The sequence below is a fragment of the Streptomyces phaeofaciens genome (assembly GCF_014648915.1).
GTDB classification, from domain to species: Bacteria; Actinomycetota; Actinomycetes; order Streptomycetales; family Streptomycetaceae; genus Streptomyces; species Streptomyces phaeofaciens.
This window is the reverse complement of record NZ_BMSA01000030.1, coordinates 1-25,350: the sequence shown is the minus strand read 5'-3', so window position 1 is coordinate 25,350 and position 25,350 is coordinate 1. Positions and strand designations below refer to the sequence as shown.

Below are 25,350 nucleotides of genomic sequence, written 5' to 3'. Positions count from 1 at the left end.
CAAGAGAAAGGCACGCCATGACCATCCTGGCTCTCAACCCGCCCTCGGCCACGCCGACGAAGGTCCTGGACGACGACTTCGCGCCCCTGGACGTGAAGATCGTCATCGCCGAGCACGGCTACGGCCACCTCATGTGCTCCACGGGCGACGGCTGCGGCACCACCTGCGCGACCGGTGCCTCCGCCTGCGGCTCCTTCACCGAGGACCCGGCCTGATCAAGGCCGCTTCTCTCCTGGGGGCCGGGCGACGCACTTCGCCCGGCCCCCAGGCCCCTCTCCTCTCCCCGTGCCGCCTCATGGAAGGGCCCTCATGGCTTCCCGAGCAGCCGCCGGATACCTGTGGCAAGGCGTTGCGATGCTGCGCGCCACCACCAGCCCGGGGCCGGCAGACATCCCCCGTACCCTCGACCTGGACGACGTGGCCGTCACCCGCAGCTGGCTGAACCGCATCTGGCAGCGCGACGACTTCCGCAGCGCCCTGGAGCTGACCACCCCGGTTCTGTCCGACGCCGTCGAGGCCGTCGTCCGTGGCCGGCAGACCGAGCCCCGCCACGTTCGCCGCACCGCGCTGTCGACGGTCTCCTACCTGCTGCGCTGGCAGCACCGGCCGACCCCGTTCGGCCTGTTCGCCGGCATCGCTCCGGTGTTCGTCGGGCCCCGGGCGGACGCGCGGTGGCGCGACAAGCACCGCGCGCTGATCCGGCCGGACGCCGAATGGGTCACCGACATGGTCCTCCGGCTCCAGCGCACCCCCGCGCTGCTGAAGCGGTTACCGCTCGTCGCCAACAACGCCGCCCGCGTCCGCGGCGACCGCCTCGTGGCGCCGGGCCCGCCCTCCGACGGCCACGCCATCCTCCTGGCCCCGGTCGAGATATCCGTCCGCAACACCCGACCGGTGGCCGCCGCCATGGACGCGGCCCGCACCCCCATCCCCTACAGCGAACTCCACGACCAACTCCGTGACCGCTTCCCGCAGGCCACCTCGGAGAAGATCGACGCCCTTCTCGCCGACCTCGTCGAGCAGAGGTTCCTCCTCACCAGCCTGTGGGCGCCCATGACCACCGTGGACGCCTTCCAGCACCTGTGCCGCCAACTGGACCAGCACCAGGCGGACAACCTCCCCGAGGTGCGGGCCCTGGTCCACAACCTGTACGCCCTGCGCGACGACCTCGCCGCCCACCAGCCGACGCTCTCCGACACCAGCGTGAGCACCCTCGCCGCACGGATGCGCGCCCTGACACCGGTCACTCCGACGCCGCTGCTCATTGACACCGCCCTCGACTGCGAGACCCAGCTCCCGCAGGCCGTGATCGCGGAAGCGCAAGCAGCCGTGTCGGCCCTCTACCGGACCACCCCACAGCCCTACGGCTACCAGCACTGGCGTGACTACCACCGCCGCTTCCGGGCCCGGTACGGCGTCGGAGCCCTGGTGCCGGTGATGGACCTGGTCGCCGACAGCGGCCTGGGCCTGCCCGCCGGATACGTCGGATCCGAACGCGGCACCGCGCTGAAGGTGCGCACCGAACGCGATGAACTGCTGCTCGCGCTGATGCAACAGGTCCTCCTGGGCGGCGGCCGTGAGCTGCTGCTGACGGACGACATGGTCGACGCCCTGGAGAAGGCCGCCGGAACGGACGAGCGGCTGTTCGTGCCCCGAGTGGAGGTGGCCTTCGAGGTCCACTCTCCCAGTACCCAGGCGCTGTCCAGCGGCACCTTCGACCTCCTCCTCACCGCGGTTCCCAGGCCCGGCAGCAGTATGGCTGGCCGGTTCGCCCACGTGCTGCCGCCCGAGCAGCAGGACGCGCTCGCCGCCACGTACCACGGGGCGCCGAATGGCCTTACCGCGCAGCTCGTGTTCCCGCCGCGCCGGCACCGCAACGAGAACGTCACCCGGACACCCCGGCTGCTTTCGCACGTGGTGGAGCTGTCCGGCAGCCAGGAGAGCGAGGAGGCGGCGATCCCTCTCGCCGACATCGCCGTCACCGCGGACCCGCGCAGCTTCCACCTCGTGCAGATCTCCACCGGCTGGCGCGTCGACGTACGGGTCCTGCATGCCCTGGAAGGCGGGACCCAGACCCCGCCCCTGGCTCGGTTCCTTACCGAAGTGGCCCACGGCCGGTACGCCGCCTACAAACCGTTCGACTTCGGCGCCGGCGCCAAGCTCCCCTTCCTCCCACGGGTGCGCTACCGCCGCACCATCCTCACGCAGGCCCGATGGCTGCTGATGGCCGACAGCCTGCCCGGCCCCAAGACCCCGACCGAGGAGTGGGAGCACGCCTTCACCGCCTGGCGGGAACGGCTGCGGGTCCCGGCGCAGGTCGCCATCATCGAGTACGACCAGCGCCTCCCCCTCGACCTGTCCCACCCGGTCCACCGCCGGATACTGCGCACCCACCTCGACAAGGCCCGCCGCCTGGAGCTGCGCGAGGTCCCGGACCCGGACGCCCACGGCTGGATCGGGCGCGCGCACGAGATCTGGCTTTCCATGGGACGGACGCATCCGGACACCACCACCGTGCCCCGGTCGCGCCCCGCCACGGCCCCGGCCGCCGGACGGCATTTGCCTGGCGCTGGGAACGTGGTGTTCGCGCAGCTCCACGCCCACCCGCGGCGCTACGACGAGATCCTGAGCCGCTACCTCCCGGGCCTCCTCACCGCGTTCGGCGAGGCCCCGCCGCTCTGGTGGTTCATCCGGCACCGGGAAATGGCGCGTCCGGACGCCGACCAGCGCCTCGACATCACCCTGCACCTGCCGCCGGACGCCTACGCGGCCGCCGCCCAGCACGTCCGTACGTGGGCGGAAAACCTGCACCGGACCGGCTTGGCAGCCGGGCTTGTCCTGGCTCCCTACCAGCCGCAGACCGGGCGCTTCGGCAGCGCGGAGGACATGGACGCCGCCCACCAGGTGTTCGCCGCGGACTCCGCCGCCGCACTCGCCCAGATCCAGCTCGTCGAGCGCACTGACGCCGTCGCCCCGCAGGCCCTCGCGGCGGCCAGCGCCCTGCGCCTCGTCACCCCGCTGGCCCCAAACGTCGAGGCCGCCGAGGAGTGGCTGGTGCGCAGCCTCTCCCAGGGTACGGGGCGGCTCGATCGGGCCTTGCGTACCCAGACGCTCGAACTGGCCGGGCCGAAGGGCCCCTCCGTGCTCGCGGCCCTCCCTGGCGGCCAGCCGGTGGCCGACGCGTGGGCAGCCCGCGCCACCGCAGTCGACACCTACCGGAACGCCCTGACCGACCAACGTGACCCGCTGGACGTCGCCCGCTCGCTCCTGCACCAGCACCACGTCCGGGCCCTGGGCGTCGAACCGCGCGCCGAGGAGACCACCATGCGGCTCGTACGAACCGCCGCCCTCCAGCATCGGAGGGCAGTCCGATGACCTCGGCCACCGTCGCCTCCGCGACGCTCCTGGAGCAGTACACCGCCCGCCTGACCCAACCCGCTGCGCCGCCCCCGGACGAGCCCTGGGCGGCGCAGTCCCTGGCCGATGGCGCCGCCGGCATCAGCCTGCTGCACATCGAGATGGCCGCACGTCACGGCGCCCCCTGGCGTCCCGCCCACCAGTGGATCACCACTGCGGCCACCGGGCACATCAGCGCGGCCGACACCGCCGGGCTCTTCCTCGGCGCCCCGGCCATCGGCTTCGTCCTCGCCACCATCCCCCCGGACTTCCAGTACCTGTACGACTCGGCCCGTCAGACCGTGCACCAGCACGTCATCGACCTGGCCCACCGCCGGGTGGACGCCGCCCTCACCCGGATCCGCAGGGGAGACCTGCCGGAGTTCGCCGAGTACGACCTGTTCTACGGCCTCACCGGCATCGGGGCGTACCTCCTGCGGACCGACCCCGAAGGGCTCGCGCTGGAACGAGTCCTGAAGTACCTCGTCGCGCTGACCCGCCCCATCGGCTTCGACGAACGCGGCCTGCCGGGCTGGTGGGTCCGCCACGACCCGGCCCGCGGTGAATCCGCCCACTTCCCCGGTGGCCACGGCAACTTCGGCGCCGCGCACGGCATCACCGGCCCGCTCCTCCTCCTGGCCCAGGCCCTACGGCGCGGGATCAGTGTCAAAGGCCACCGCGAAGCCCTGTGGCGCATCTGCGAGCACCTGGACACATGGTGCCAGATCAGTCCCTCCGGTCCCTGGTGGCCCGAGCACATCTCACGCCGCGACCTCGCCCGTGGGCGCCCACATCACGACTTCCCCACCCGGCCGAGCTGGTGCTACGGAACCACCGGCATCGCACGAGCCGGACAACTCGCCGGCATCGCCCTGCACGCCCCCAACATCCAGGAGTTCTACGAGGACGCCCTGTACCGCGCCCTGACCGACCCCGAACAACTCGACCAGGTCACCGACTCCGGCCTGTGCCACGGCTGGGCAGGCATCTACCAGACCGCCACCCGCGCCGCCGCCGACGCCCTCGACCTCCGGCTCCAGGCCCTCCCCAGGCGCCTCAGCAGCATCCTCGCAGCGAACGCCCACCCCAACCTTTCCGAGTCCGGCCTGATCAACGGCGGCGCCGGCACCGCGCTCGCCCTCACCACCTGCGCCTCGGCGCCGAACACCGGATGGGACGCATGTCTCTTGATCGACTGACCTTGACGGATCCAAGCCGGATCCAGCGCGCGGTCTCCGCTGTGCTCACCGGCCTGCCGATCCCCACCGCCGCCACCCGCCACGGGATAGAGCCCACAGTCCTGTCCGACGCCGTGACCGTCTACAACCAGGCCGGCCGGGAAGCCCTGGTGCATCTCGACCCCACCACCAACTGGTGGCAGGCGTACCTCCACTTCACCGACTGGACGAACGCCGACACCACCTTCACCACGCATGTGCTCCCCGTACTCCAGGAAGCGGAGTCAGAGGGGACCATCGACGGCTGGTGGTACACCCGCAAGCATCCCTGCTGGCGTCTCCGTCTCCGCCTCCAGCCCGATCCCGGAGCCGAGCCGGCCTTCGCCCATAGTTTTGACCGCCTGGTCTCGGACGGGCACCTGCAACGGTGGTGGCCCGGAATCTACGAGCCGGAAACCCCCGCGTTCGGCGGCGAGGCCAGCATGACGGCCGCACACGCCTTGTTCATCACCGACAGCCGCGAAGCGTCACGGCTGCGACAGCGCAACGACCTGACCGTGGGACTGCGCGAACTATCCGTTCTCCTCTGCACCAACATGATGCGCGCCGCCGGCCTGGAGTGGTACGAGCAGGGGGACGTCTGGCACCGCGTCATCACGGAAGAACACCGGTCGGCCGTCAGCGACGTCCCAACAGACCTGCTCGACGCCCGCGCCCAGGAGATCCGGCCCCTGCTCTTCGCCGACAGCAACGTACTGCTGCGCCCCGGCGGGCTGCTGGAGCCGGTCAGCGACTGGGCCGACGCCTTCCGCAGCGCCGGACAAAAACTGCGCCATGCCGTTCAAGACGGAACCCTCGACCGCGGCCTGCGGCAGGTGCTCAGCTACCACGTCATCTTCCACTGGAACCGACTCGGCTTGTCCCTACGAAGCCAGAGCGTTCTGGCCTGGGCGGCCAGAGCGGCGATCCTCCACGGCGAGAACGGGACATAGGCCGGCGGGCCGTCCTGATGATCACGAAGAGAAAAGCCGTCGTGCTGCGGCGCAGGGCCCGATCTCGCAGGCCGGGGCGACGAGCCAGCTGCGGCCCCGGCCAGAGAAGAGGATGAGTACTACTCGTCCTCGTCGTCGATCGGCTCGGTGATCCACTCCGGTGGAACGAGGGCCTGGTTGTTGCTGTAGCGCCAGCGTTCGATGACGTGGTCACGGAAGAGCGGGTCGGCCAGGTCGGCGTGCTCAACGACGATGACCTGAAGCGTGCCATCGAGTGCCTGGACGGTGTCGTTGATGATCCGGTAGACGTTCAGCAGGTGGCTGAGGTCGGTCCCCTGGGGCATAGGCTCGCCGGTGTAGTCGGGTGGGAAGTACACCTGGGACGGCTGGTCGAGGATCAGAGTCCGCGGGACGGGTCCTCGGTGCTCGCTGAACCACTCATGCAGGCTCAGCAGCGTGGCGACGTGGTAGCCCAGGTGGTTCTCGGCACTGCCCATATCGGCGAGCCGAACGGGACCGTCGGCCGTGTCGGCGACGACAGTCAGCCGGTTGACGTCGAGACGGATGGGCGCGTTTGAGTGGTCGAGCTCGAGCGCGGCGGCCCTGGTGCGGATGTTCTGGCTGATCAGGGACAGGTAGCTGGTGAGCCGGTCGTCCTGGGTGTCGTCGCTGAGGAGCTCTTCCAACTCAGAGATCTGCCGCTGGAGGTCGTCGCGACTGTCTTCGACCTGCGGGCCACTCACATGCTGAGCCGTGGTGTCGAGGTAAAGGCTGATACGGCCGCGTACATGGGCGGCCCGCTGCACCTGGTCCGGCTCCTGCTGCAGCGCGCGCATCCCGGCGCTGATCTCGTTGATCTCGTCCTGGCTGCGGGAGAGCGCCGCGCGCAGTTGCTGCAGTTGCTCCTCCTCCAGGGCCACCTGGTGTTGCAGGGCGGGTGTGTCGCTGCCGATCACCTGCAGATCGCCGTCGAGGCGTTCGAGGTCTTGCATGATCGTTGCCACCGTGGTGTTGGCTGAGGCGATCGGGCTCTCGCACACCGGGCATTGCGCGGCCTGGGAGGTGTCCGGAGACAATCGCATCAACCCGAGAGACGCGAGACGCCGACGCTGCTCCCTTGCCTCGCCCGCGAAGTCGTCATTCTCCTCGACTGCGCGCTTGAGGTCAGCGATGCGGGCCCGGGACCGCCCGACGGCTTGGCGCAGCTGAGCACGTCGACCGATGGCGGCGGTCAACGGGGCGCCGTTGTCGTCCGGTCGGGACTCCGTCTCCAGCCGGATGCTGCCCTCCAGGGCGAACCGCAGAAGGCCAAGGACTTCCTCGGCTGTCGGCTCGGTATCGCGGTGCGATAGAAGCCCTGCTTCGACCGCCTCAGTGAGAAGTGCTCGGGCCTGGCCCGATGCCGGACCCAGGTCGCGGGCCTGGGCGAGTTTGGCTTCAAGGACGGAAAGGTCCCGGCGCAGGAGCCGCAGCCGGTTGCGCAGCGCTGCCTGCTCGGGGTCGACAGCGCCGAGGAAGTACGGGATCACACCCCGGATGGTGTTCGGTCGCCACTCCTCACCTTGGGAGTGAAACAGCAGGTCAGGGTTGGCGACCTCGTTCTGCGCCTGGAAGCAGAAGTACAGCGCGTGGCGGATCGACGGAGCGATGGTCTGGGCGCGGGCGACCGCAGGCACCTTGACGGTGCGGTCGATGCCGCAGAAGTCACTGAGGATGTCCTTGGCGGTGTCCAGGGGCGTCGCGAAGGTCAGCTCCTCCAGCGGGGGAGGCGGGGTCCCCGGGGCCTGGGATAGGACACACAACACAGTGCTCACAGCGTTCCCCGGCTCCGGGGCACGCCGGGCGACGAAGAGCTGCTGGCCGGGCTTCGCCAGGGTGACGGCGTAGGCGCCCACGTACTTGCGGACCTTGCCGGCCTTGACGGGGTAGTCAGAACTGGCCAGGCAATAGTCGATGATCGTCAGTAGTGCGCTCTTCCCGCGCCGGGAGTCGCCCGTGACGATGTTCAGGCTGCCGGTACGGAACGGGACCGTGCGGACCTGTCCGGGCTGCTTGCCGTAGACGGTGACCGCTTGGATCTGAAAGGTCACGCTTGGACTCCCAGGAGCGTCAGGACGGTGCTGATACTGCCGGTGCTGGGCAGCCAGCGCCCGAGTTGGTGGGCGGCCTTCTGGATCGCGGTGCTCTGCTCGGGGCCGTCCTTGAGGGCCTTCACAGCCCGTGGCTTCACCGTCAGCCCAGAGCCTTCAAGTCTGAGCACATCGCCCTGTAGGGCGAAGAGCAGGCCCGGTCGCACGACGGCGGCGAGGGCGGCGGCGTTGAGACCCATGGCCACGCGCACGGCCTCGTTCTCGTCGAGCCAGTTCATCAGCCCGGTACGGGTAGTGGCCGGCAGCGCCGTCCGGATAGACGGCTGGAAGGCCATAACCGCAGCGGTCACTGCGACTGGAAGCGGGCAGACCGCGCGGTACTGCTTCTCGTACCCCTGCACAGCCCGGACGCACACGAGCGCTGTGAAGGCCGGGTTGAACAGGGCGCGCTCCTCGCGGCTGAGGTCACGCTCGGCCATCAGTGGCTCCGGCCGGCTCCAGCAGAGCCGCCAGCCGGACGCTGAAGTCCGGATGCCACCCGACCCGCAGCTCGTCCGCAAGCATCTGGTACGACCCCTTGACGACGAACACCTCTTCACAGCCGGTGCGGATGCGAAGCCGGGCCTCCCGGTCGACCCACCTGTAGATCAGCCTGGCCTCACGCTTCATCTCTTCCTCGGCGGCTTCATCACCGAGGTCTTCACGCATCTCGGCGAAGCGCGACTGCCACTCCTCCACGAGCCTGCGCTCATACGCGCCGATCTCGCCGGCACGCAGCAGGTTCTCATTCACCCAACGGGAGCGCTGCGCGAAGGCCCTCACCCAGTCCCGAACCGCGTAGCCGATCCGCTCCGCACCCACGTCGATCAACCGGAGCTGATGCACGAACACCTTATCGGCTGCATCGGCAGCGGCCGGGGCCGCAGCCGTGAGCGCGGCGATATCAGGGTCAATCGGCAGATTGTGCTCACCGATCTGATTGCGCAGATCGTTAAACAGCTCGTCGAACTCGGCGCCGCTCACCGGATCCGACCCCGGGAAGCTCATCTGGACGGACGCCCGCTCGAAGAACCAGCCCTCAAGACGCTGAAGAAAGGACTCTGCGAACCGGCGCTCGACGGCCAGGCTTGCGTAGCCGAGTAGTTCCTCCCTGATGGAGTCCATCCCCGGCGCGTCACCGATGACCTCGATCCGGCTGATGAGCTCGGCCCGGCGCTGTTCCCCGAGCGCGTCGAACGCCTTGAATGCCTTGTCCAACGTCGTACTTTTCGAGGACTGTCGCGCCCGGACGATGAGGGCCTCGGCGGCCTGCTCGTCACGATGCCCGCTGGCCTTGGGCTGCAGGAGGAAACCTGCGCTGTCTTCTGGCAGCTCTGCGGTGGTAATCAGGTAGAAGTTTGTTTCGGCAAGGTCGATCTGTCCCTCGGTCACGGCGTGCGACCAGACCCTGAGTGTTTTCCATAGGTCCTGGGACAGGTCCGTCAGTCGCACGTTGTCTGCCCGCTTCTTCAACTGGGTCAGTTCGGTGCGCGATCCGATGAGAGCCTGAACATCGTCCGTTGCCTCAATCGCCACACTCCACTCGATCCCGCCCCTGGAAAGTTCTACACACCGCTGCAATGCCACACGGAGCTGATAGAGGTAGCCGAGCGCTGACGCCGATGCCTCGAAGGGATTCTCCGGGCTGGTCATGTACCCACCGCCTCCCTCTGTTTACCGAGTGCGGCGATCATCCCATGCACGCGCCACAGGTAAAACACGGATTGCCGAACTTGTCGAACCGTCCGGGCGGCCCGCGAGTGGCTCCTGGCCGTCGTCGACGATCAGCCGGCGGTGCTCAGGGTGCGAGCGGGAGTCTGGGGGCGTCGGTGTGGGAGAAGACCAGGTCGGTCATCTCCTTCGGGGCCGCGGTGCACCGGATGGGCGGCTGGGGCCGGCGCATGGTTTGCGGGTAGGTGGCCGGGTCGTAGTCGTTGGTCAGGGTGTAGGGGTGGAAGCCGTGCTCGCGCAGGGCGGCGATGACGGCGTCGGCGCTCTCACCCTGCTTGGCCAGGAGCCGGGGAGTGATCTCGACGACGAGCTCGGCGTCGTCGCGCAGGTACGGGAGTGCGGGGAGAAGCCCGCGGATCGCGGCGGCTTCGGCGCCTTCGACGTCGATCTTGATGACGCGGGTGGTGGCGAGGTCGGCCCGGCTGATCAGGTCGGCGAGGGGCGCGGTGGGAACCTCGACGGTCGCGTGGACATGGCGGGGGCGGACGGCCGTGGTGTGGCCCAAGTTGGAGGGGTCCTCCAGGTACAGGACCAGGGTTCCGGTGGTGTCGGAGGCGGCGGAGCGGACGGTGCGGATGTTGGTGCGGCGGTTGGCGGTGGCTGCGGCGGCCAGGTCGTCGTGGAACTGGAGGTGGGGCTCGATGGCGACGACGCGGCCGTGGGGGCCGACGGCGTGGGAGGCCAGGAGGCTGAAGGCGCCGCGGTGGGCGCCGACGTCGATGAAGGTGTCCCCGGGGCGGAGCCGGTCGCGCAGGAAGGCCGACAGGTTCGGCTCCCACTCGCCGAACAGGTACTGGAAGCGCTGGATGACGTCGCTGGTGGTGACGGGGACCGTATCGCCGGACAGGAGCCGGACGGTGGTGTGGACGGGGTGGGTGCGCAGGTGGTCGTCGAGGAAGCGGTCGACGAGTTGGGCCTTGCCGAGGGTGCCGGGGGCGTGGCGGACGTAGGCGCGCAGCGCGCGGGCGAGGGCGGAGGCGGGCACGGACGGGCTCCTTCGGGTGGCGGCGGCCGGGACCGGGAGTCCGGTCCCGGCCGGCGGTGGCAGACTGCCGGGAACGACGGCGGAGGTGAGGGGAGTTGATGGTGGTCGAGAGCGGCGCTCCGACGGTCTTCCTGCTGGTGGGGCTCACCGGATCGGGGAAGACGACCTATACCCAGCGGGTGCTGGAGCCCCGGGGCGCGGTGCGGCTGTCGGTGGACGAAGTGGTCTTCGAGCGGCACGGCCGGTACGGCGTCGACTACCCGGAAGCCACCTACTTCGAGAAGGAGGCCCCGGTCGTCGCCGAGTTGCACGAGCGACTGGCCGAGTTGGTCGCAGAGGGGCGGGACGTGGTGTGGGACCACGGGCTGTGGCCGCGCAAGGACCGCGAGGCGATGAAAACGCTGGTGGAGGCCGCCGGAGGCCGGTGGCGGCTGCTGTACTTCCCGGTCGGGCGGGACGAGCTGCTGCGCCGGCTGGCGGAGCGCAACGAGCGGGCGGATGCGAACGCGCTCGTCGTGACGCCGGAGGCGCTGGACGACTTCTTCGCCCGGTTCGAGGAACCTCAGGGCGAGGGCGAGGAAATCGTGGAACCCGGCTGGCCCTGAGCGGTCGGTGGGCGCCAGGCGGTGGTGATCGTGGCCGCTTCGGCGGCCCAGCCCTCGGGGAGGCGGTCGAGGGTGACGCGGCGGAAGGCGAGTCGAGGGTCGGCGACGTCGATGCGGCCGGAGTGCCGGTCGATGTGCTCCAGCAGGCGGCACGCCTCGCTGCGGACGGCCGGGGTGTGCTCGGCCCACGCGCCGGAGGAGAAGTGCTCGACCCGCCGGCGCAGGTCGTCCAGGACGCCCGAGCGCCACTTGAAGTGGTGCACGCACGCGAGCGTATCCGGGTCGGGCTTGTGGCCGGAGGCGCGGTGGTTGCCAGAGGCCACGTCGGCCGAGGAGTGGGCGAGGACGATCTTGCGGGGGTCGCCCTGGAGGAGGCGGTGGGTGAGGTGTCCGCCGAGTGGGAAGGCCCGCTCCAGTCCGGGGCCGGGGCGCCAGGGGGCGAGGCTGCCGTCGGCCGCGACGCGGTCGAGCATCAACCCGCCCACCACTCTCCTCGCAGTGCCCACGGCCCGGGCGATCACGTCGGCCAGCGGGGCGGGGTAGGTCTGGAACTCGTCGGCGTCGGCGATCAGGTGCCAGCCGGGCCCGGCCTTCTCGCGCAACCCGTCGCGCAGCTCGGTGTTGGTGTGCTCGTGCCACGGCCCGGTACTGACCTGGGTGGGGACGATACCGAGAGCGCGCGTGGCGGCGAGAAGCTCGTGGCGCTGGGCGTCGGGGACGTGGTCGGGGAAGTGGAAGGCGAGGAGGAACCGCTCGATGCCGAGCCGGCGGTAGTGGGCGGTCCAGGCGGCCAGCAGCGCGGGCTCGACGGGGCCGATGACCGCGACCAGGGTGGGAGGGATGAACGTCATCGGCGGCACTCCTTGACCAGGCGGGTGTAGGTGGTGGTGAGGAAGGCGGCCTGCTCGGCCGCCGGATGCAGGTCCAGCACCGCTCGTGCCGAGGTTCCCGGCCGGGCGGGCGTGTCGGCCGAGAGCTTGTCCAGCGCCTCGGCGAGCGCGCTGGTGTCGCCGGCCAGGAAGGAGCGGGCCCACGGCTGGCCGGCGAACCGGGCCGTCAGGTCGGGGTCGTGTTCGGAGACGATCAGCGGAACACCGAGGCGGGCGGCGTCCATGACGAGCCCGGACTCCTTGCCCACGCCCGGGTGGCGGGCGACGAGGGCCGCGTCGGCGGCGCCGTAGACGAGCCGCAGGATCTCGTCGGCGACCGGGCCGGGCACGGTGTGCAGACGGACGTGGGGCAGCCGGTGCCAGCGGGCGAGGACGGCGTCGTCCAGCGGGGTGCCGCACACCAGGACGTGCAGCGGGGTGGTGAGGCGGGCGAGTGCGGCGTCGACGGTGGCGATGTCCTTGTACGGCCACCAGCCGCCGACCAGGCATACCGCCGTCGCGTCGTCGGGGATGGCGAAGGCGGTCCGGCCGCCGTCGCGCTCGGCCTCGGTCAGCCGCCGCCCGTCGTCGACCGCGAACGCGCGCACCTCGCCGGGCAGGTGGGGGAAGGCGGCGGTGATCTGGTCGCGGATGGCCGTGGTCGGGTACAGCGCGACCACCCGCTTCTCGCCCCGGCGGGCGAGCCGTCCCAACCAGCGGACAGGGAGGTCCTCGGTGGTGACCAGCTCGTGGACGAACCGCAGGTGCGGGGCCCCGCCGAGCAGGGAGGCCAGGCCGTGCAGGCCCTCGCTCGCGCTGAGGATCACCACCGCCGACGCCCGCGGGGCGAGGCGGCGCGCGGTCCGCAGGCAGGCGGCCTCGGTCAGGCACCTCGCGAGAAGGGTGACCTGGTGCGGGAGCCGTCGGATCGGCCGGGGCCAGCGGCGGGAGGTGAAGGCCCGCCGGCTGGCCGTCGAGACGCGCTCCGCCGTCCGCGCGGCGGCCAGCAGGAACCGCGCCGCTGCCCCGTCCGGGCCGGCCGCGATCCGGGCGCCGGAGCGGGCCAGCGGGCCCCGGTCCTCGTTCAGTCCGGCCGGGGCGACGACCAGGCTCGCCCCGGTGGTGGCGAGCCCGGTCAGCGTGTGCTGATGGTGCCCGCCGCCCCGGTGGGCGTACGGCTCGATCAGCACCAGCGGCCCCGGCACGGTGCTCATCCGGCGACCGCCTGCTCGTCGCGCAGCACGGCGAAGTGCTGCAGCAGCCAGGCCGGGTCGTTGATCGCCTCGAAGCGCTCGGGGTCGCGGCCGACGGCCTGGGCGAAGTCGAGCCCGTCGAAGGCGCCAGCCGCCGCGTAGGCGGCGAAGTCGCCGCTGCTGCTGGCCTTCCAGGCGTCGATCCGCTCCTGGGCGGAGGCGTCGGTCATGCCGTACTCGCTGCCGCGGGCGAGCATCGCGCACTCCCGGAAGCCCGCCTTCCACGCGTGGAACGGCGACTGGTTGAACCGCGTGACCCCGGCGGTCTGGCGGCAGAACTCGACCCGGCCGGGCAGGGCGGCCAGCACGTCGACGGCCTGGCCCATCTCCCGCAGCGCCGACCGGCGGATCAGCTTGAGCCCGCCGTAGCCGTAGACCAGGCCGTTGACCGGGTTGGCGGCCTGCCAGACCCTCATCGCCACCCCGTCGGCCAGCGGCTCCACCTCGCCGGCGCAGAAGTCCTCGTCGATGGCGAAGTCGCCGTCGGCGAGGAAGAACTGCTCGGTGTCGACGAGCTCCGCGGTGAGCCGGTAGGCCCGCCGCATCCCGCGCACACCGTGCAGGCGCTTGACCGGACAACCCAGCACGTGGCCGAGACGGGTGTGCAGAAGGTCGGCCTGCGGCTCGTCGTAGGAGAGCAGGAGCGTGTCGAAGCCGGTCATCGGATCGCCTCCAGGTAGCGGGCGGCCACGGCAGCCGGGGTGAGGTCGGCGGTGGAGGCGTACGCGCGCTTGGCGTGCAGCAGGTAGAACTCCGGGTCGTTGGCGAGACGCTCCGCGATCTGGACGGCCTGCTCGTCGGTGTCGAACAGCAGCTCGTCGTCGATGTGCTCGGCCAGCCAGCCGGTACGCGGGGCGATCACGGGCAGGCCCATGGCCTGGCAGTCGATCACCGACATCGACCAGGGGCAGCCGGGGCGGAAGGGCGCGATGCCGAAGTGGGCGCCGGCCAGGATGCTGCGGTAGCGCACGCGGTCGCCGCGGTCGGAGGCGATCGTGACGCCGTCCGTGGTCGCCAGCTCCTCCAGGTGCCGCTCGGGGCTGGGGTCGAGACGGATCCGCTCGGGGCTGCGGGTGCCGAACAGGTCCATCACCGTCAGCCGCACCGTGCCACCGGCGACGAGACGGCGGGCCAGCTCGGTGAAGCGGGCCGTGCCGTAGTGGGCGTAGAGGCGGTGGTTGTAGAGGCCGGTGGCCCGGCCGTCGGGCGGGGTGATGCCGGCCGGGTCCCGCACCAGCCGTACGTCCCTGGGGGCGGGGACGATGTGCAGCCTGTCGCCGAGGTCGACGCCGGTACGGGCGGCGGCTGCGGTGGTCCAGGAGGCGGCGGTGGAGGAGTGGACCAGGACGCGGTCGCAGGCCGCTAGGCCGGCGGCGAAGGCCAGCAGCACACTGCGGCCCAGGCCCCGGTCGTCCATCGCCGGGTCCAGCTCCAGGACGCCGGTGTCGGTGAAGGAGAACGGCAGGTAATGGCAGTACCCGACGACCGTCGCGTCCACCCCGGCCTCCAGGAGCGCGGCCCGGATCGCCGGGGCGGCCTCGACCTGGTTGGCCACCACCACCTCGGGCTGCCGCGCCCGGAACAGGGCGACCAGGGCGTCCATGCCGGGGTCGAAGCGGGCCCGGTACTTCGTGGACGGCGAGACGGTGGGCTCGAAGGCGACCCGGGCGTCACCGACCGCGACCGGCGAGGCCACGGTCACCTCGACCCCGGCGTCCGTCAGGGCCGGGGCGAGCAGGTCGGCGAAGGTGAAACCCGAATCGGCAGCCAACTGGCTGGCGTTGGAGACATTGAGCAGATACAGCAGGCGCATCGCTGCCGCCTTCCTCGTCGGGGCCCGGGAATCGACCTGGGCCAGTGAAGGAAGGAAACCGATGACCGGGACCGTGACAGAATGATGAATCGAGATCACGCACGGTTCACTCATCTCATCCAGCATCCAGGCGGGGGCTTCGATGGACGCGCGGAACGATGCCCAGACGGTCGACCAAGCTGCCGAGGACTTCGCGGCGACCGTTGCCCACTGGCGCGAGGTACGGAGCCTTCCGAAGAGGGCGTTAGCCCTGCGGATGGGCTTCGATCCGTCCTACGTCAGCCACATCGAGTCGGGCCGGCACAAACCGACCGAGGACTTCGCCCGCCGCGCCGAGGAGACCCTCGGTGCCTGCAAGGCCATCTGGAAGTGCTGGCTCGACTACGAGGCGGCGAAGGCCCGTACCGCACCGTCCGCATCCGTACCGGCTCCCCGCAGGCCGGAGCAGCCGTACGCGACCGGCTCGGCGATCGTCGTCGAGCACGACGCCGCCCGCCTCGACTACGACGGCCGCCTCTACCGGCTCACGATGCGCCGGCTCCTGCGGAACACCGGCACCGAGCCCATCACCCGCTACCTCATCCGCATCAGCGTCGACCGCTACCCCGGCGAACCCGAACGCTCCAACGCCCACTACCGCGAAAACCCGTTGACCTGGGACGACCTCGCCCTGACCGCGACCTGCCGCGGTGAAGAGATGCGCTGGCAGGCCAAGCACGACCGCGACGCCTTCAAGGAAGTCTGGCTGCGCTTCGAGAACAGCGAAGGCCGCTTCCCCCTCTACCCGGGCGAGTCGGTCTGGATCGAGTACACCTACTCCGTGGGGGAGGAACAGTGGGGCCGCTGGTTCCAGCGTGCCGTCCGCCTGCCCACCGAACACCTGGCGGTCGAACTCGCCTTCCCTGCCGACCTAGACCCCGCCGTGTGGGGCACCGAGACCTCCATGACCGCCGAGGCCGCCCCGCTCAGGACGGCACCGGTCCAGCACGAGGAGAACGGGAAGCGGATCTTCTCCTGGAGCACGTCCACACCTGCCCCCCACGCCCGGTACCGTCTCGAATGGAGATTCCGGGCGAGGCCCGAACGTAACATGAATCAAGGGGAGTTCAGGTGACCCAGGTGCGGCCCAGCGAGCAGATGCGCGACCTCGGAGTCGTACAGCGCGGAGCCCCCGTCCTCGCCGAACCGGCCCGCGCCTTCGACCTGCCCGCCGAGCGCCAGGCAGCCGAGCAAGCCGTCGAGCGGTTGTTCTCCGCCATGGAACGGATCGGGCAGGTCCACCCGTTCGCCAAGGGCATGGGGCTCGCAGCGCCGCAGATCGCGATCGGCCGGGCCGCTGCCGTGGTTCAGCCCCCGGGCCCCGGGACCCCGCCTATCGCCCTGCTGAACCCCCGCATCACCGACAGTTCCCCCGACGAGGATGAGCAGTACGAGGGCTGCCTCAGCTACTTCGACGTACGCGGCCTCGTCCCCCGGCCGCTGCGGATCACCGTGGAGACCACCACCCTCGAAGGTCAGACAGTGACCACGGTCTACGAACGCGGGCTCGCCCGGCTGGTCCACCACGAGATCGACCACCTGGACGGCCTGCTCTACACCTCACGCATGAGGGCCGGCGTCGACCCCATCCCTGTCGAGGAGTACCGGCAGACCGGCCGGGCATGGGCCTACGAGGAGTAACGCTCGATCAGTCAGAGCTTGAGGAAGCCCCTCCAACGAGGTGCTACGCCGCAGCCCTTGAGGCGGGACCGTGGCGTTGGGCGGAAACCTGCCCCATGGCCCTCTCCACGGCGATCCGGATGACGACGCGCTCGGGGTCTGGAGCCGGCATGCGTCCGTATCGCTCTGCGTAACAGGCCACGGCCTCTGCGACTTCGGCAGCTTCGGTTGAAACCTTCGCCGTTCCTTCGAGCGTGGCCCACCGACCTCCGTCCACCTGGCATACCGCAACGCGCCCCTGGCCGCCGTCAGCCAGGATATTGGCGACCTTCCGGCTTGATTTGCGGGTGATAACTCGGGCGATGCCAGCGGTCGGGTCGATGGTCACTCCGACCGGGACCACGTGCAGTCCGCCGTCAGGCCGCAGCGTAGTGAGCGTGCACAGGTGGTATTCGCTCCAGAACTTCTTGTAGTCGTCGGTCTGTTCGGGGAGGGCTTTCGACATGCGGGAAAGGGTAATGGTCGCTAGCGCCCGATGTGCCCCATAGTGACCGGTGCAACATGTGGCCTTGAGGTGAGTATTTCGTGAAAACGTGGACCATCTGTCAGGGTTTGCCTGAGTGTAAATATCTCGGATTCATAACGGACCGGTGCTGCAACTCGGCGCTTGAGGTGCGCATGGTGAGGTCGGAAAAGGCCAGGTCGGGGGCACTTGATGGTATACCGATGGCCGTTTTTGGGTTATTTGTACTGACCCAGTGGATCATGAGTCGGGGTTCGTGGTTCGCCCGCGCGATCACGTACTGTCCATCAGGTTCCCGAGGCCTGGCCGAAGGTGCCCCATCAGCGGGTTCGTGATGTTCGCGTATGCGATATCGCCGTGAAGTGGCGCGGCCTGACGATTGAGTGGTCACGGACCGTGGGGCACCTCGTGGAGCCTGTGGTCGCATCCGGCCAAGGCTGACTGGGCTCAGGGATCAAATGTCATCAATGGGGGTTTACCCCTGCTCGGGGGAGCGATCACTGGACGGTTGGAGGATTACCCAGTGTGGTCAGAGAATCGTGCCCGAGGCGCGGTAGGGCGATCGGTTCCTTCGCAAGGCGGAGGCGGTCGAGCCGGGCGACTCAGTCGTTGGCGGCCGACCGTGAACCGCACCGTGGAAGGTGACCTGCATCGGCTGGTTCGGCGTGAGCTGCAGGACCTTGGAATCGCACCGCCACTCGATATCGAGGAGCTGTGCCAGGCGCTCAGCCGACGCCGGGGCCGACCTCTGTACCTGCGGGAAGCCCCTCTGCCGAAGCCGGGTCCTTCGGGGATGTGGGTTGAGTACGACGACTACGACGTGATCCTGTATCAGCAGGAAACGACCCGTATGCACCAAGAGCACATCATCCTCCACGAAGTAGGCCACATCTTCGTCGCGGAGAACGAAGAAGCCGTCGAGGCTCGGCCGGAGGCGGATTCTGCGGTCGCCGCCGAGGAGGAGACCGCCGTCTTCGTCGAAGGCTGGGCCGCCATGCTGCCCGTCTTCGCGCCCAAGACCATCAAGCGCGTGGCGCGTCGCTGCTCGTACGACGACGGCGAGGAGTGCTCCGTCGAGCTGGTGGCCACGATCATCCTGGAATGGTCGTCCCTGCTGGCCGGCGCAACGCCGCTGTCGACCGACCCCTCGCTGCGCCGTGTCGAGGCGGCGCTCGGTGACCGGCGAGGGTGGCTGTAGCCGTGGAACTGCTCCTTCTGGTGCTTGTCGCCGCCCTCGGCTGGAAGGTCTACCAGCTGAAACGCTCTCCCCACGACGCACCCCTGCGCTCCGTCACGCTCTGTCTTCTCTGCGCCACGCTCTCGTACCCCGTCGCCATGCCGGGAGGCGCCTCCGGCGTCGACACGGTCGCCGGCCACGGAGCGGCCAAGTTGATCCAGAACGTCCTGCTGCTCCTGACGGTCTACTTCCTGATGTGCTTCTACCTCTTCTCGGCTGCCGACGAAGAGGCGGGGCGCCGGCGGGCGCGCAAGGAAGCGGTCGCCGTCGGCCTCGTCGTGATCGCGATCAGCGCGGCGGCGCTGACGGTCCCGCACGAGGTCTTCGCTGGCAGTTTCAGCACGGCCGACATGACGGTCCCGCAGATCGCCTTCTTCTACGCCAGCGCCGGCCTCTACCTCATGTACGCCCTGGGCATGGCGTACCGCTGGACGACCCAGTACGCGCGCATGTCTCGCCGGCCGCATTCCACCGGGCTGTGGATGACGGCCGTCGGCCTGGGCGCGATGGCCGTCGCCTGCGCGATCCGCGCCGTCATCGTCGCCGTTCGATGGGGCGGCGGCGAGGTGCCTCATCCCGTGATGGCAGCCGTCGCCTTCCTCCTGGTCGCATCCATCCTGCTGTTCGCGGCCGGTATCACCTACTCCGGCGCGCGAGCACGGCTCTCCTCCCTGCGGCTCTGGCTCCGGCATCGACGTGACCACCGCCGCCTCGCCCCCCTGTGGGAACTGCTGACGGAGGCGTATCCCGACACTGTGCTGCGGCCGGCCTCCCCGGCGGCGCTCGACCGCTGGCGTGCCCGCGGTGTGCACCGCCGCTACCACCGTCGCATCGTCGAATGCCGCGACGGCCTGGTGGACATCAGCCCGTACCTTCTGGACGACGGCGACGACAGCGCGATGCTCGACCTCGACACCGACGAGCTCGCGGCCCGACTCCGGAGGGCCGCCGGACGAATCGAGGAAGGGGTTCCGGCGCCGCGCCGTGCCGTCCCTCTCGCGATGGCGCTGGGAAGCGACCGCGAGTCGGATGTGAAACAACTGATAGAGGTGTCCGACGCTCTGAGGAACGCCGTATGACCCCCCACGCCCAAGGAGCCAGCATGCTGATCACCGGCGGACGAGTCCTCGTCGGATCGGGGACGTACCTCGAAGACGGGGCCGTCCTCGTCAAGGACGGCTTGATCGCTGCTGTAGGACCGCGCAAGGAGGTCGAGGAACAGGCCGGCGCCGACACGCCTCGGTTCGCGTTCGACGGGACGATCATGCCGGGCCTGATCGACGCTCACGTCCACTTGGTCTTTGACGGCAGCCCCGACCCGGTGGCCGGCCTCCAGACCTCGACGGACGAAGTCCTGCTCGAAGACATGCGCCATCGCGCGGAGCAGCTTCTGCGCAGCGGCGTCACCACGGCCCGCGACCTCGGCGACCGGGGCGGGCTGGCCCTCAGGCTGGCCGCCGAGATCAGCGAGGGCCGAACTCCGGGGCCGCGGATCGTGTCCGCAGGCACGCCGGCGACCACAGTGGGCGGGCACTGCCACTTCCTCGGAGGCGAGATCACCGGTGAAGCCGAGGCCCGCGACCTTGTCCGTCGCAATCTCGCGGCCGGCGCCGGAGTCATCAAGGCCATGGTCACCGGCGGCGGCCTGACGAAGGACGGTCCCAAGAGCCACGAGTCCCAGTTCACCAAGGAAGAACTGGGCGCCCTCGTCGACGAGGCCCATCGGGCAGGCGTTCCCGTCGCTGCCCACGCGCACGGAGCCGATGGCATTGCCGCCGCCGTAGAGGCGGGGGTGGACACCATCGAGCACTGCACCTGGATGACCGGCGGCGGCCTCGACTTCCGGCAGGACGTGGTGCAGCAGATCATCGACCGGGGGATCGCCGTCTGCCCGGCGGTCAGCCCTCACTGGCAGATGCTTCCCCGAATTTTCGGAGAGGAGCGAGCCGCCGCGATGTTCGACATGGTGCGCCGGATGGCCGACGCGGGCGTACGCCTGGTGGCCGGCACGGACGCCGGCGTGCAGCGTGCCGGATTCGACGGACTGGTCCCGGCTCTCTCGTTTTACGCCCACCTGGGCCTGACGCCCGCCGCGATCATCGACATGGCGACGTCCGAAGCGGCCACGGCGCTGGGGCTGGACACCACGACCGGGCGGATCACTCCCGGACACCGTGCCGACCTGCTCCTCGTCGACGGCGATCCGCTTTCGGACCTGGGCGCGCTGAAGAACGTCCGTGCCGTGTTCGTCGGCGGAGAGCACTACGAGCCGACGTCGGCGGCCGAGTAGGGGACGCCTGCCCAAGTGCCCTGCCTCCCAAGCTGAGAAGCCGGAGTCAGGGCACTACTCGTTGTCGGTGGGGCCGGCCTTCTTCTCGAACTCGGTCGCGAATTCGTTCAGGATGGAAAGGACCTCTGCGGGTAGACCCTCGGAGCCGAGGCCGCGGGCGCGGACGCGACCCACCTTCCCGCGCTTGGCGGCTGACATCAGGCGCAGCCCTTCATAGACCTGGCGCACGACGGCATCGTCAGGCTCGAAGTACAAACGCGCGACACCGAAGAAGTCGGCGAGCCCCTCCAGAACAACGGGAGCAGGGGTTCCGGCAGAGCCCGTCCGGAGGGCTGCCATCATCTCGGGGCTGGAGACCTCCGCCCCGGCGTACGCGTTCACGGCCTTGGCGATCTCCGCGTCCCCTGGCGCCGTTCCCTCGGGATACGAGCGTTCGAGCAGCAAGGTGATCTTCCCGGCCAGCGTACGAGGGGGCTCCTCGGCCTCGGGAACGAAAGCGGCCTCCCGCTGTACTTCCTCGCCGCGAGCCTTGGCCATGGAACGTTCCTGCGCCCGTCTCACCTCGTCCACGGTGACGCCGTACGCCTCGGCCAAAGAGGGGAGGTACTTGTCCTTGAGGCGCCGCACTCCTTGTTCCGCGCCGGCCACTGGGCCGTCGCTCTTGGTGCCGATGACCGCCGCCATCTCGTACCGGTGCAGGCCGGCGTCGCACCGCAGGTCGGTGAGGTCGGGCAGGCCGTCCCGGGGGAACAGAGAGTCCACCGGTTGCTTGAGCACCTGGGCCAGGGCGGACAGCTTCTCCTGATCCGGCGTGGACGAGCCGAGCTCCCACCCTGCCACCGTCGAATCCGCGACACCCAGGGCGGACGCCACGTCGGACTGAGAGATCTCGGCAGCCCGGCGCACCGAGCGCATGCGAGTTCTGTCGAAGCGGCGAGCTGGCATCAGACCTCGTTTTCGGGAGAGCCGAAGAAATTTCGAGACGTTGACCTTTCGAGCTGGTCAAGATAGCTTCAGGCTACCGAAAAACGCAGGGATGCGCACCCCTGCCCTCGAGGGCAGGCGTGCGCAGAGGCAGAGCACAGGGGAGGTGGACGATGCAGGCGAACGGCCCGTGATGAACGCCAGCAATAAAGAACCGGCGCCCGGGAGCTGCTAACTCCCAAGCGCCGGGCCGACACCTCAAGAGGTGTCCAACACATCACGCGGGCGGCGGGGCTTTTGCACGAGAACCACCGCACCGCGCTCCTACGAACAACGGAGTATCGCATGCTCGCTATGCCGAGTGGAACTCTGGCCTGCCCGGAAACCGGCCGCCAGCACCGCCTCGCCACCCAGCTCGCCGACATGATCCCGGGCGCGGCCACGGTCCGGGTCGGTCTCGACGACCCGAAGCAGAGGTGGCCCCATCTGCACGCCGTCGTCAGGAACGAGTCCGGGAGGATCTTGACGACGAACCGTACGACCGCCAGGGTCGCCGCCCGCTGGATCCTGCGGGCCTGGCCCGAGGCGGACTGGACCAGGCCGCACGTCTTCGACCTCGCCGACGCCACCCTCACCCACAGCGACTCGGCTGCCGCCGGCCGGGGCCGCTGACATGGCGCGGATACGAACCATCAAGCCGGAGGCTTTCGTCTCCGAATCGCTCGCCGAAGTGAGCGTCGAGGCCGAGCGGACCTTCTTCGGACTCCTCACCCAGTCCGACGACCACGGCCGCCACCGCGACAACGCCGCGATCATCGCCGGGCTCCTCTGGCCCCTCCGGGCCGAGCACACCTCGGTCCACGTCGAGGACGACCTGCACCAGCTCGCGAACGCCGGCCTGATCTGCCGATACACCGGTTGCGACGGCCGCCGCTACCTCCACATCGTGACCTGGTCCGAGCACCAGAAGATCGACAAGCCGAGCCAGTCGCGCATCCCGACCTGCCCGGCGCACCAGGCCGCTGCCCGGTGCGCCCCCTGCAAGGGCACCTGCAGCAAGCGGACCGAGGACTCGTCCACCACTCGCCGAGGGCTCGCCGAGGGTTCGCCGAATACTCCTCGAACCCTCGATTCGGGTGCTCTGGCCACCGGGTCTCCTCGCGACCGCGCAGGCGAGGCTCCCGCTGCCCACCAGGACGCCCTCGACGGCATGATCGGAGCCTCACAGCACGAGGCGGAAAAAAGCGCAGGTCAGGGCGCATTCGCCGAGGGTTCTCCGAACCTTCCCCGAAGCGTCGGGGAGGGCTCGGCGCCTGGATCTAGGATCTTGGATCCTGGATCCCTTGTCCCTACGGGGCGCACGGCGCCCGCAGCCGGCGTCTCGGCCAACCAGCTCGTCGGCGAGTACGTCGCCGCCTGCGACGAGCGCCCGCCCAGCGACGTGATCGGACACCTCGGCCGGATCACCAAGAAGCTCCTGGGCGAAGGCATCGCCCCGGAGCACATCCGCGCCGGGCTGGCGAACTTCGCCACCAACCCCAAGCACCCCAGCGTGCTGACCAGCATGGTCAACGAGGCCATGAACGCACGCCTCAGCGGTTTGGCACGGCCGGGAATCCGGCCTAACGTCCCCGCCCACCAGGCGTGGACCAACCCGACCGACGCCGCTGCCGCCTATGCCGAGGAGCTGTGATGCGCACCCGTCACCGCGAGCCGCAGACCCTCGGCGAAGGCACCCTGGACCGGATGGCCCGAATCCTGGCCGCCCGCAACATCGACCCCGCCACGGTCGCCGTACCGGCCGAGGACGAGACCGTCTCCCCGCTGGAGGCCCTGTCGGCCGGGATGCCCCCGCGCTACCGGGCCGCCGTCGCCGACCACCCCCAGGTCCTGGCCTGGGTCCGGACCGTCGCCGAGGCCGCCGTCGCCCCCAACCGGGGAGCCCGACGACAGGTCACCATCGGCCCCAGCCTGCTGATGGCCGGCGTCGTCGGCGCGGGCAAGACGCACCAGGCGTACGGCGCGGTCCGGGCTCTGGTGCAGAGCGGGGTCGGTGTGCGCTGGCGCGCGACCACCGCCGCCGACCTGTACGCCGACCTCCGCCCCCGGCCCGGAGTCGACAGCGAGCGAGAGCTGGCTGCCGTCAGCCGCTGCCCGCTGCTGATCATCGACGACCTCGGCGCCGCCAAGGCCAGCGACTGGACCGAGGAAGTGACGTACCGGCTGATCAACCGCCGGTACAACTACGAGCTTCCGACCCTGATCACCACCAACCTGCGCATCAGCGATCTCCGGGCCCAGCTCGGCGACCGCGTCGCCTCCCGGCTCGCCCAGATGACCACCCGGGTCGAGTTCGAGCAGGTCGACCGCAGACGGCACCGCCTCGCGGCCTGACCAGCCCCAAGTCACCACGCCGGGCCGCGCCCGCTGCGCGCCGCCCCGAGCCCTTCCCCGACCCAGCGCACCTCTCCGCCGACGCCCCTGCGCGCGGAGAGCGATCGGAGCACCCCGCATGACCCCCACGACGAACAGCCCCACCCGCCACCGCCTCCTCGGTGACCAGACCTGGCGGGCCGACGCCGTCTGCCAGAGCACCGAGTACAACCCGGTGGACCCCGAGATCTTCTTCCCCGAGCCGGACGAGACCGACAAGATCACCGCAGCGAAGGCGCTGTGCAACCAGTGTCCGGTCCGCCGAACCTGCCTGGACGCGGCGCTGGAAGGCGGCGATGCCGACGGCATCCGAGGCGGACTGACCGAGGAGGAGCGCCAGCCGCTCCACGAGAAGATCGCCGACCGCCTCGACTACAGCCGGGTCAACGACACCATCGCCGGCCGCGACATCCACCTCACCAAGGCCGAGCGCCGCGCGGTCATCCGCGCCGCCTTCCGCCACGGGGTGACCGAGCAGCGCCTGGCCCGACTCCTGAAGATCAGTGAGGAGCATGCCCAGAAGCGGTACCGCGAACTCCGCCGCGCCCTGCGCAACCGAGATCTGAAGCAGACCGAGACGGCCACCGCCACGCCCGAGGTCGGCGGCGAGCGTCTGGGCCGCGACGACTTCGGGACGGCGGCGTGAGCGCCATGACCGCGCCGAAGACGGCGCACATATCCGGCTGGGACCGCGCGGTCGTCATCGCCCTCGGCGGCGCGGGCTGCGCGCTGTCGTATGACGCCCTCCAGCAGATGGCCGTCGCCATCCACATCCGAGGCTTCCTCACCTACCTCTTCCCCCTGGTGATCGACGGGTTCATCGCCTACGGCGTCCGGGCGCTCCTGGTCCTGCGCGACGCGCCGCTGCGCGCCAGGCTCTACGTCTGGACCCTCTTCGGCACGGCCACCGCCGCCAGCATCTGGGCCAACGCCCTCCACGCCGTCCGGCTCAACGAGCAGACCGTCGCCGGCACCGGCCTCCGGCTCGGAGACACGGTGGTCGCGGTGCTGTCCACCATCGCCCCGCTCGCCCTGGCCGGAGCGGTCCACCTCTACATCCTCATCGCCCGGAGGCCGGTCAAGAGCAGTGACCGCGAGGACCTCGGTCAGGCCGGTCACCCGGGTCAGGTCGACCGGCTCGACGCCGCCGAAGCCACCCCGACCGACCGGGTCGGTCAGCAGCAGCCAGCGGCCGGTCAGGGCACCCCCGGTCAGCCGGTCACTGCACTGACCGACCAGCCCCCGCTGCCCCTGGACAAGAAGGCCCCCGCCCCCCGGTCACTTCCCTTCTAGTGGTTGTTGCAACACCCCAGTTCAGGGGACGCGTTGGACT

24 protein-coding genes and 1 pseudogene are annotated in these 25,350 nt (G+C 70.0%); 15 read left to right on the top strand and 10 right to left on the bottom strand.

The features are described 5' to 3' along the window. Window positions 1–17: 17 nt before the first annotated feature. The 4 genes from IE275_RS36715 (at window position 18) to IE275_RS36700 (ending at window position 5,566) form a co-directional block, all read left to right on the top strand. Window positions 18–215, top strand: a complete 198-nt coding sequence (locus IE275_RS36715; RefSeq protein ID WP_093549423.1) for an FxLD family lanthipeptide — start codon at window positions 18–20, stop codon at window positions 213–215. Window positions 216–309: 94 nt separating this feature from the next. Beyond that, window positions 310–3,375, top strand: coding sequence for a lantibiotic dehydratase (locus IE275_RS36710; RefSeq protein WP_189716993.1), 3,066 nt, complete (start codon window positions 310–312; stop codon window positions 3,373–3,375). Continuing rightward, window positions 3,372–4,595 carry a lanthionine synthetase C family protein gene (locus IE275_RS36705; protein WP_189716992.1) on the top strand — a complete coding sequence of 408 codons (1,224 nt, stop codon included), beginning with the start codon at window positions 3,372–3,374 and terminating at the stop codon, window positions 4,593–4,595. The genes IE275_RS36710 and IE275_RS36705 overlap by 4 nt, the downstream gene beginning before the upstream one ends. Window positions 4,596–4,597: 2 nt before the next feature. Next, a complete protein-coding gene (locus IE275_RS36700; protein ID WP_308435751.1) occupies window positions 4,598–5,566 on the top strand; it encodes a thiopeptide-type bacteriocin biosynthesis protein in 969 nt (322 codons plus the stop codon). Window positions 5,567–5,685: 119 nt separating this feature from the next. On the opposite strand, the gene IE275_RS36695 is transcribed toward IE275_RS36700, so the two are convergent. The 4 genes from IE275_RS36695 to IE275_RS36680 all read right to left on the bottom strand — a co-directional run bounded on the left by IE275_RS36695 (window position 5,686) and on the right by IE275_RS36680 (window position 10,411). Continuing rightward, the gene (locus IE275_RS36695; protein WP_189716990.1) at window positions 5,686–7,656 is read right to left on the bottom strand and encodes a DUF3732 domain-containing protein; all 1,971 of its coding nucleotides are present in this window, start codon (window positions 7,654–7,656) and stop codon (window positions 5,686–5,688) included. After that, the gene (locus IE275_RS36690; protein ID WP_189716989.1) at window positions 7,653–8,135 is read right to left on the bottom strand and encodes a three component ABC system middle component; all 483 of its coding nucleotides are present in this window, start codon (window positions 8,133–8,135) and stop codon (window positions 7,653–7,655) included. The genes IE275_RS36695 and IE275_RS36690 overlap by 4 nt, the downstream gene beginning before the upstream one ends. Continuing rightward, window positions 8,122–9,348: an ABC-three component system protein gene (locus IE275_RS36685; RefSeq protein WP_189716988.1), complete on the bottom strand. Its 1,227-nt coding sequence runs from the start codon at window positions 9,346–9,348 to the stop codon at window positions 8,122–8,124. The genes IE275_RS36690 and IE275_RS36685 overlap by 14 nt, the downstream gene beginning before the upstream one ends. A gap of 145 nt (window positions 9,349–9,493) precedes the next feature. After that, complete coding sequence (locus IE275_RS36680) at window positions 9,494–10,411, bottom strand: FkbM family methyltransferase (RefSeq protein ID WP_189716987.1); 918 nt, start codon at window positions 10,409–10,411, stop codon at window positions 9,494–9,496. Window positions 10,412–10,509: 98 nt separating this feature from the next. On the opposite strand from IE275_RS36680, the gene IE275_RS36675 reads away from it, so the two are divergent. After that, a complete protein-coding gene (locus IE275_RS36675) occupies window positions 10,510–11,016 on the top strand; it encodes a P-loop nucleotide/nucleoside kinase family protein (RefSeq protein ID WP_189716986.1) in 507 nt (168 codons plus the stop codon). Here IE275_RS36675 and IE275_RS36670 read toward each other — a convergent pair. From IE275_RS36670 to IE275_RS36655, 4 genes are read right to left on the bottom strand one after another with little or no spacing between them, the layout of a single operon-like run. Then, window positions 10,974–11,867, bottom strand: a complete 894-nt coding sequence (locus IE275_RS36670; protein ID WP_189716985.1) for a glycosyltransferase family protein — start codon at window positions 11,865–11,867, stop codon at window positions 10,974–10,976. The genes IE275_RS36675 and IE275_RS36670 overlap by 43 nt on opposite strands. Further along, window positions 11,864–13,099 (bottom strand): glycosyltransferase family protein, encoded by a 1,236-nt coding sequence (locus IE275_RS36665; protein ID WP_189716984.1) that lies wholly within the window; start codon window positions 13,097–13,099, stop codon window positions 11,864–11,866. Before IE275_RS36665 ends, IE275_RS36670 begins: the two co-directional genes overlap by 4 nt. Continuing rightward, a complete protein-coding gene (locus tag IE275_RS36660; protein ID WP_189716983.1) occupies window positions 13,096–13,800 on the bottom strand; it encodes a hypothetical protein in 705 nt (234 codons plus the stop codon). Before IE275_RS36660 ends, IE275_RS36665 begins: the two co-directional genes overlap by 4 nt. Then, window positions 13,797–14,951, bottom strand: a complete 1,155-nt coding sequence (locus IE275_RS36655) for a glycosyltransferase family protein (protein ID WP_189716982.1) — start codon at window positions 14,949–14,951, stop codon at window positions 13,797–13,799. The genes IE275_RS36660 and IE275_RS36655 overlap by 4 nt, the downstream gene beginning before the upstream one ends. Before the next feature lie 142 nt (window positions 14,952–15,093). On the opposite strand from IE275_RS36655, the gene IE275_RS46270 reads away from it, so the two are divergent. Together IE275_RS46270 and IE275_RS46265 are read left to right on the top strand one after the other, a co-directional pair. Beyond that, window positions 15,094–16,065: a helix-turn-helix domain-containing protein gene (locus IE275_RS46270; RefSeq protein WP_229870982.1), complete on the top strand. Its 972-nt coding sequence runs from the start codon at window positions 15,094–15,096 to the stop codon at window positions 16,063–16,065. After that, complete coding sequence (locus IE275_RS46265; RefSeq protein WP_229870979.1) at window positions 16,062–16,631, top strand: peptide deformylase; 570 nt, start codon at window positions 16,062–16,064, stop codon at window positions 16,629–16,631. Before IE275_RS46270 ends, IE275_RS46265 begins: the two co-directional genes overlap by 4 nt. Window positions 16,632–16,674: 43 nt before the next feature. Here IE275_RS46265 and IE275_RS36645 read toward each other — a convergent pair whose 3' ends face one another. Continuing rightward, a complete protein-coding gene (locus IE275_RS36645) occupies window positions 16,675–17,115 on the bottom strand; it encodes a pyridoxamine 5'-phosphate oxidase family protein (RefSeq protein ID WP_189716981.1) in 441 nt (146 codons plus the stop codon). A gap of 640 nt (window positions 17,116–17,755) precedes the next feature. Here IE275_RS36645 and IE275_RS36640 point away from each other — a divergent pair. From IE275_RS36640 to IE275_RS36630, 3 genes are read left to right on the top strand one after another with little or no spacing between them, the layout of a single operon-like run. Beyond that, window positions 17,756–18,331: a hypothetical protein gene (locus IE275_RS36640; RefSeq protein ID WP_229870977.1), complete on the top strand. Its 576-nt coding sequence runs from the start codon at window positions 17,756–17,758 to the stop codon at window positions 18,329–18,331. Window positions 18,332–18,333: 2 nt separating this feature from the next. Then, a complete protein-coding gene (locus IE275_RS36635; RefSeq protein WP_189716980.1) occupies window positions 18,334–19,449 on the top strand; it encodes an MAB_1171c family putative transporter in 1,116 nt (371 codons plus the stop codon). 23 nt (window positions 19,450–19,472) lie between these two features. Further along, a complete protein-coding gene (locus tag IE275_RS36630) occupies window positions 19,473–20,660 on the top strand; it encodes an amidohydrolase family protein (protein ID WP_189717058.1) in 1,188 nt (395 codons plus the stop codon). 54 nt (window positions 20,661–20,714) lie between these two features. Here the strand turns inward: IE275_RS36630 and IE275_RS36625 are convergent, their stop codons facing one another. Then, window positions 20,715–21,575, bottom strand: a complete 861-nt coding sequence (locus IE275_RS36625) for a helix-turn-helix transcriptional regulator (RefSeq protein ID WP_229870975.1) — start codon at window positions 21,573–21,575, stop codon at window positions 20,715–20,717. Between the two features lie 354 nt (window positions 21,576–21,929). Between IE275_RS36625 and IE275_RS36620 the strand changes: the two genes are divergently transcribed. The 5 genes and pseudogenes from IE275_RS36620 to IE275_RS36600 form a co-directional block, all read left to right on the top strand. Further along, window positions 21,930–22,256, top strand: coding sequence for a transcriptional regulator (locus IE275_RS36620; RefSeq protein WP_189716978.1), 327 nt, complete (start codon window positions 21,930–21,932; stop codon window positions 22,254–22,256). Between the two features lies 1 nt (window position 22,257). Continuing rightward, entirely contained in the window at window positions 22,258–23,277 is a 1,020-nt protein-coding gene (locus tag IE275_RS36615; RefSeq protein ID WP_189716977.1) for a hypothetical protein, read from the top strand. Then, window positions 23,277–23,978: an ATP-binding protein gene (locus tag IE275_RS36610; protein ID WP_030745718.1), complete on the top strand. Its 702-nt coding sequence runs from the start codon at window positions 23,277–23,279 to the stop codon at window positions 23,976–23,978. Before IE275_RS36615 ends, IE275_RS36610 begins: the two co-directional genes overlap by 1 nt. A gap of 118 nt (window positions 23,979–24,096) precedes the next feature. Then, on the top strand, window positions 24,097–24,663 hold the full coding sequence (locus tag IE275_RS36605) for a WhiB family transcriptional regulator (RefSeq protein ID WP_030745721.1): 567 nt from the start codon (window positions 24,097–24,099) through the stop codon (window positions 24,661–24,663). Continuing rightward, window positions 24,660–25,301: pseudogene (locus tag IE275_RS36600) on the top strand (DUF2637 domain-containing protein); the annotation flags it as partial. The gene IE275_RS36605 and the pseudogene IE275_RS36600, both read left to right, overlap by 4 nt. Window positions 25,302–25,350: the final 49 nt, after the last annotated feature.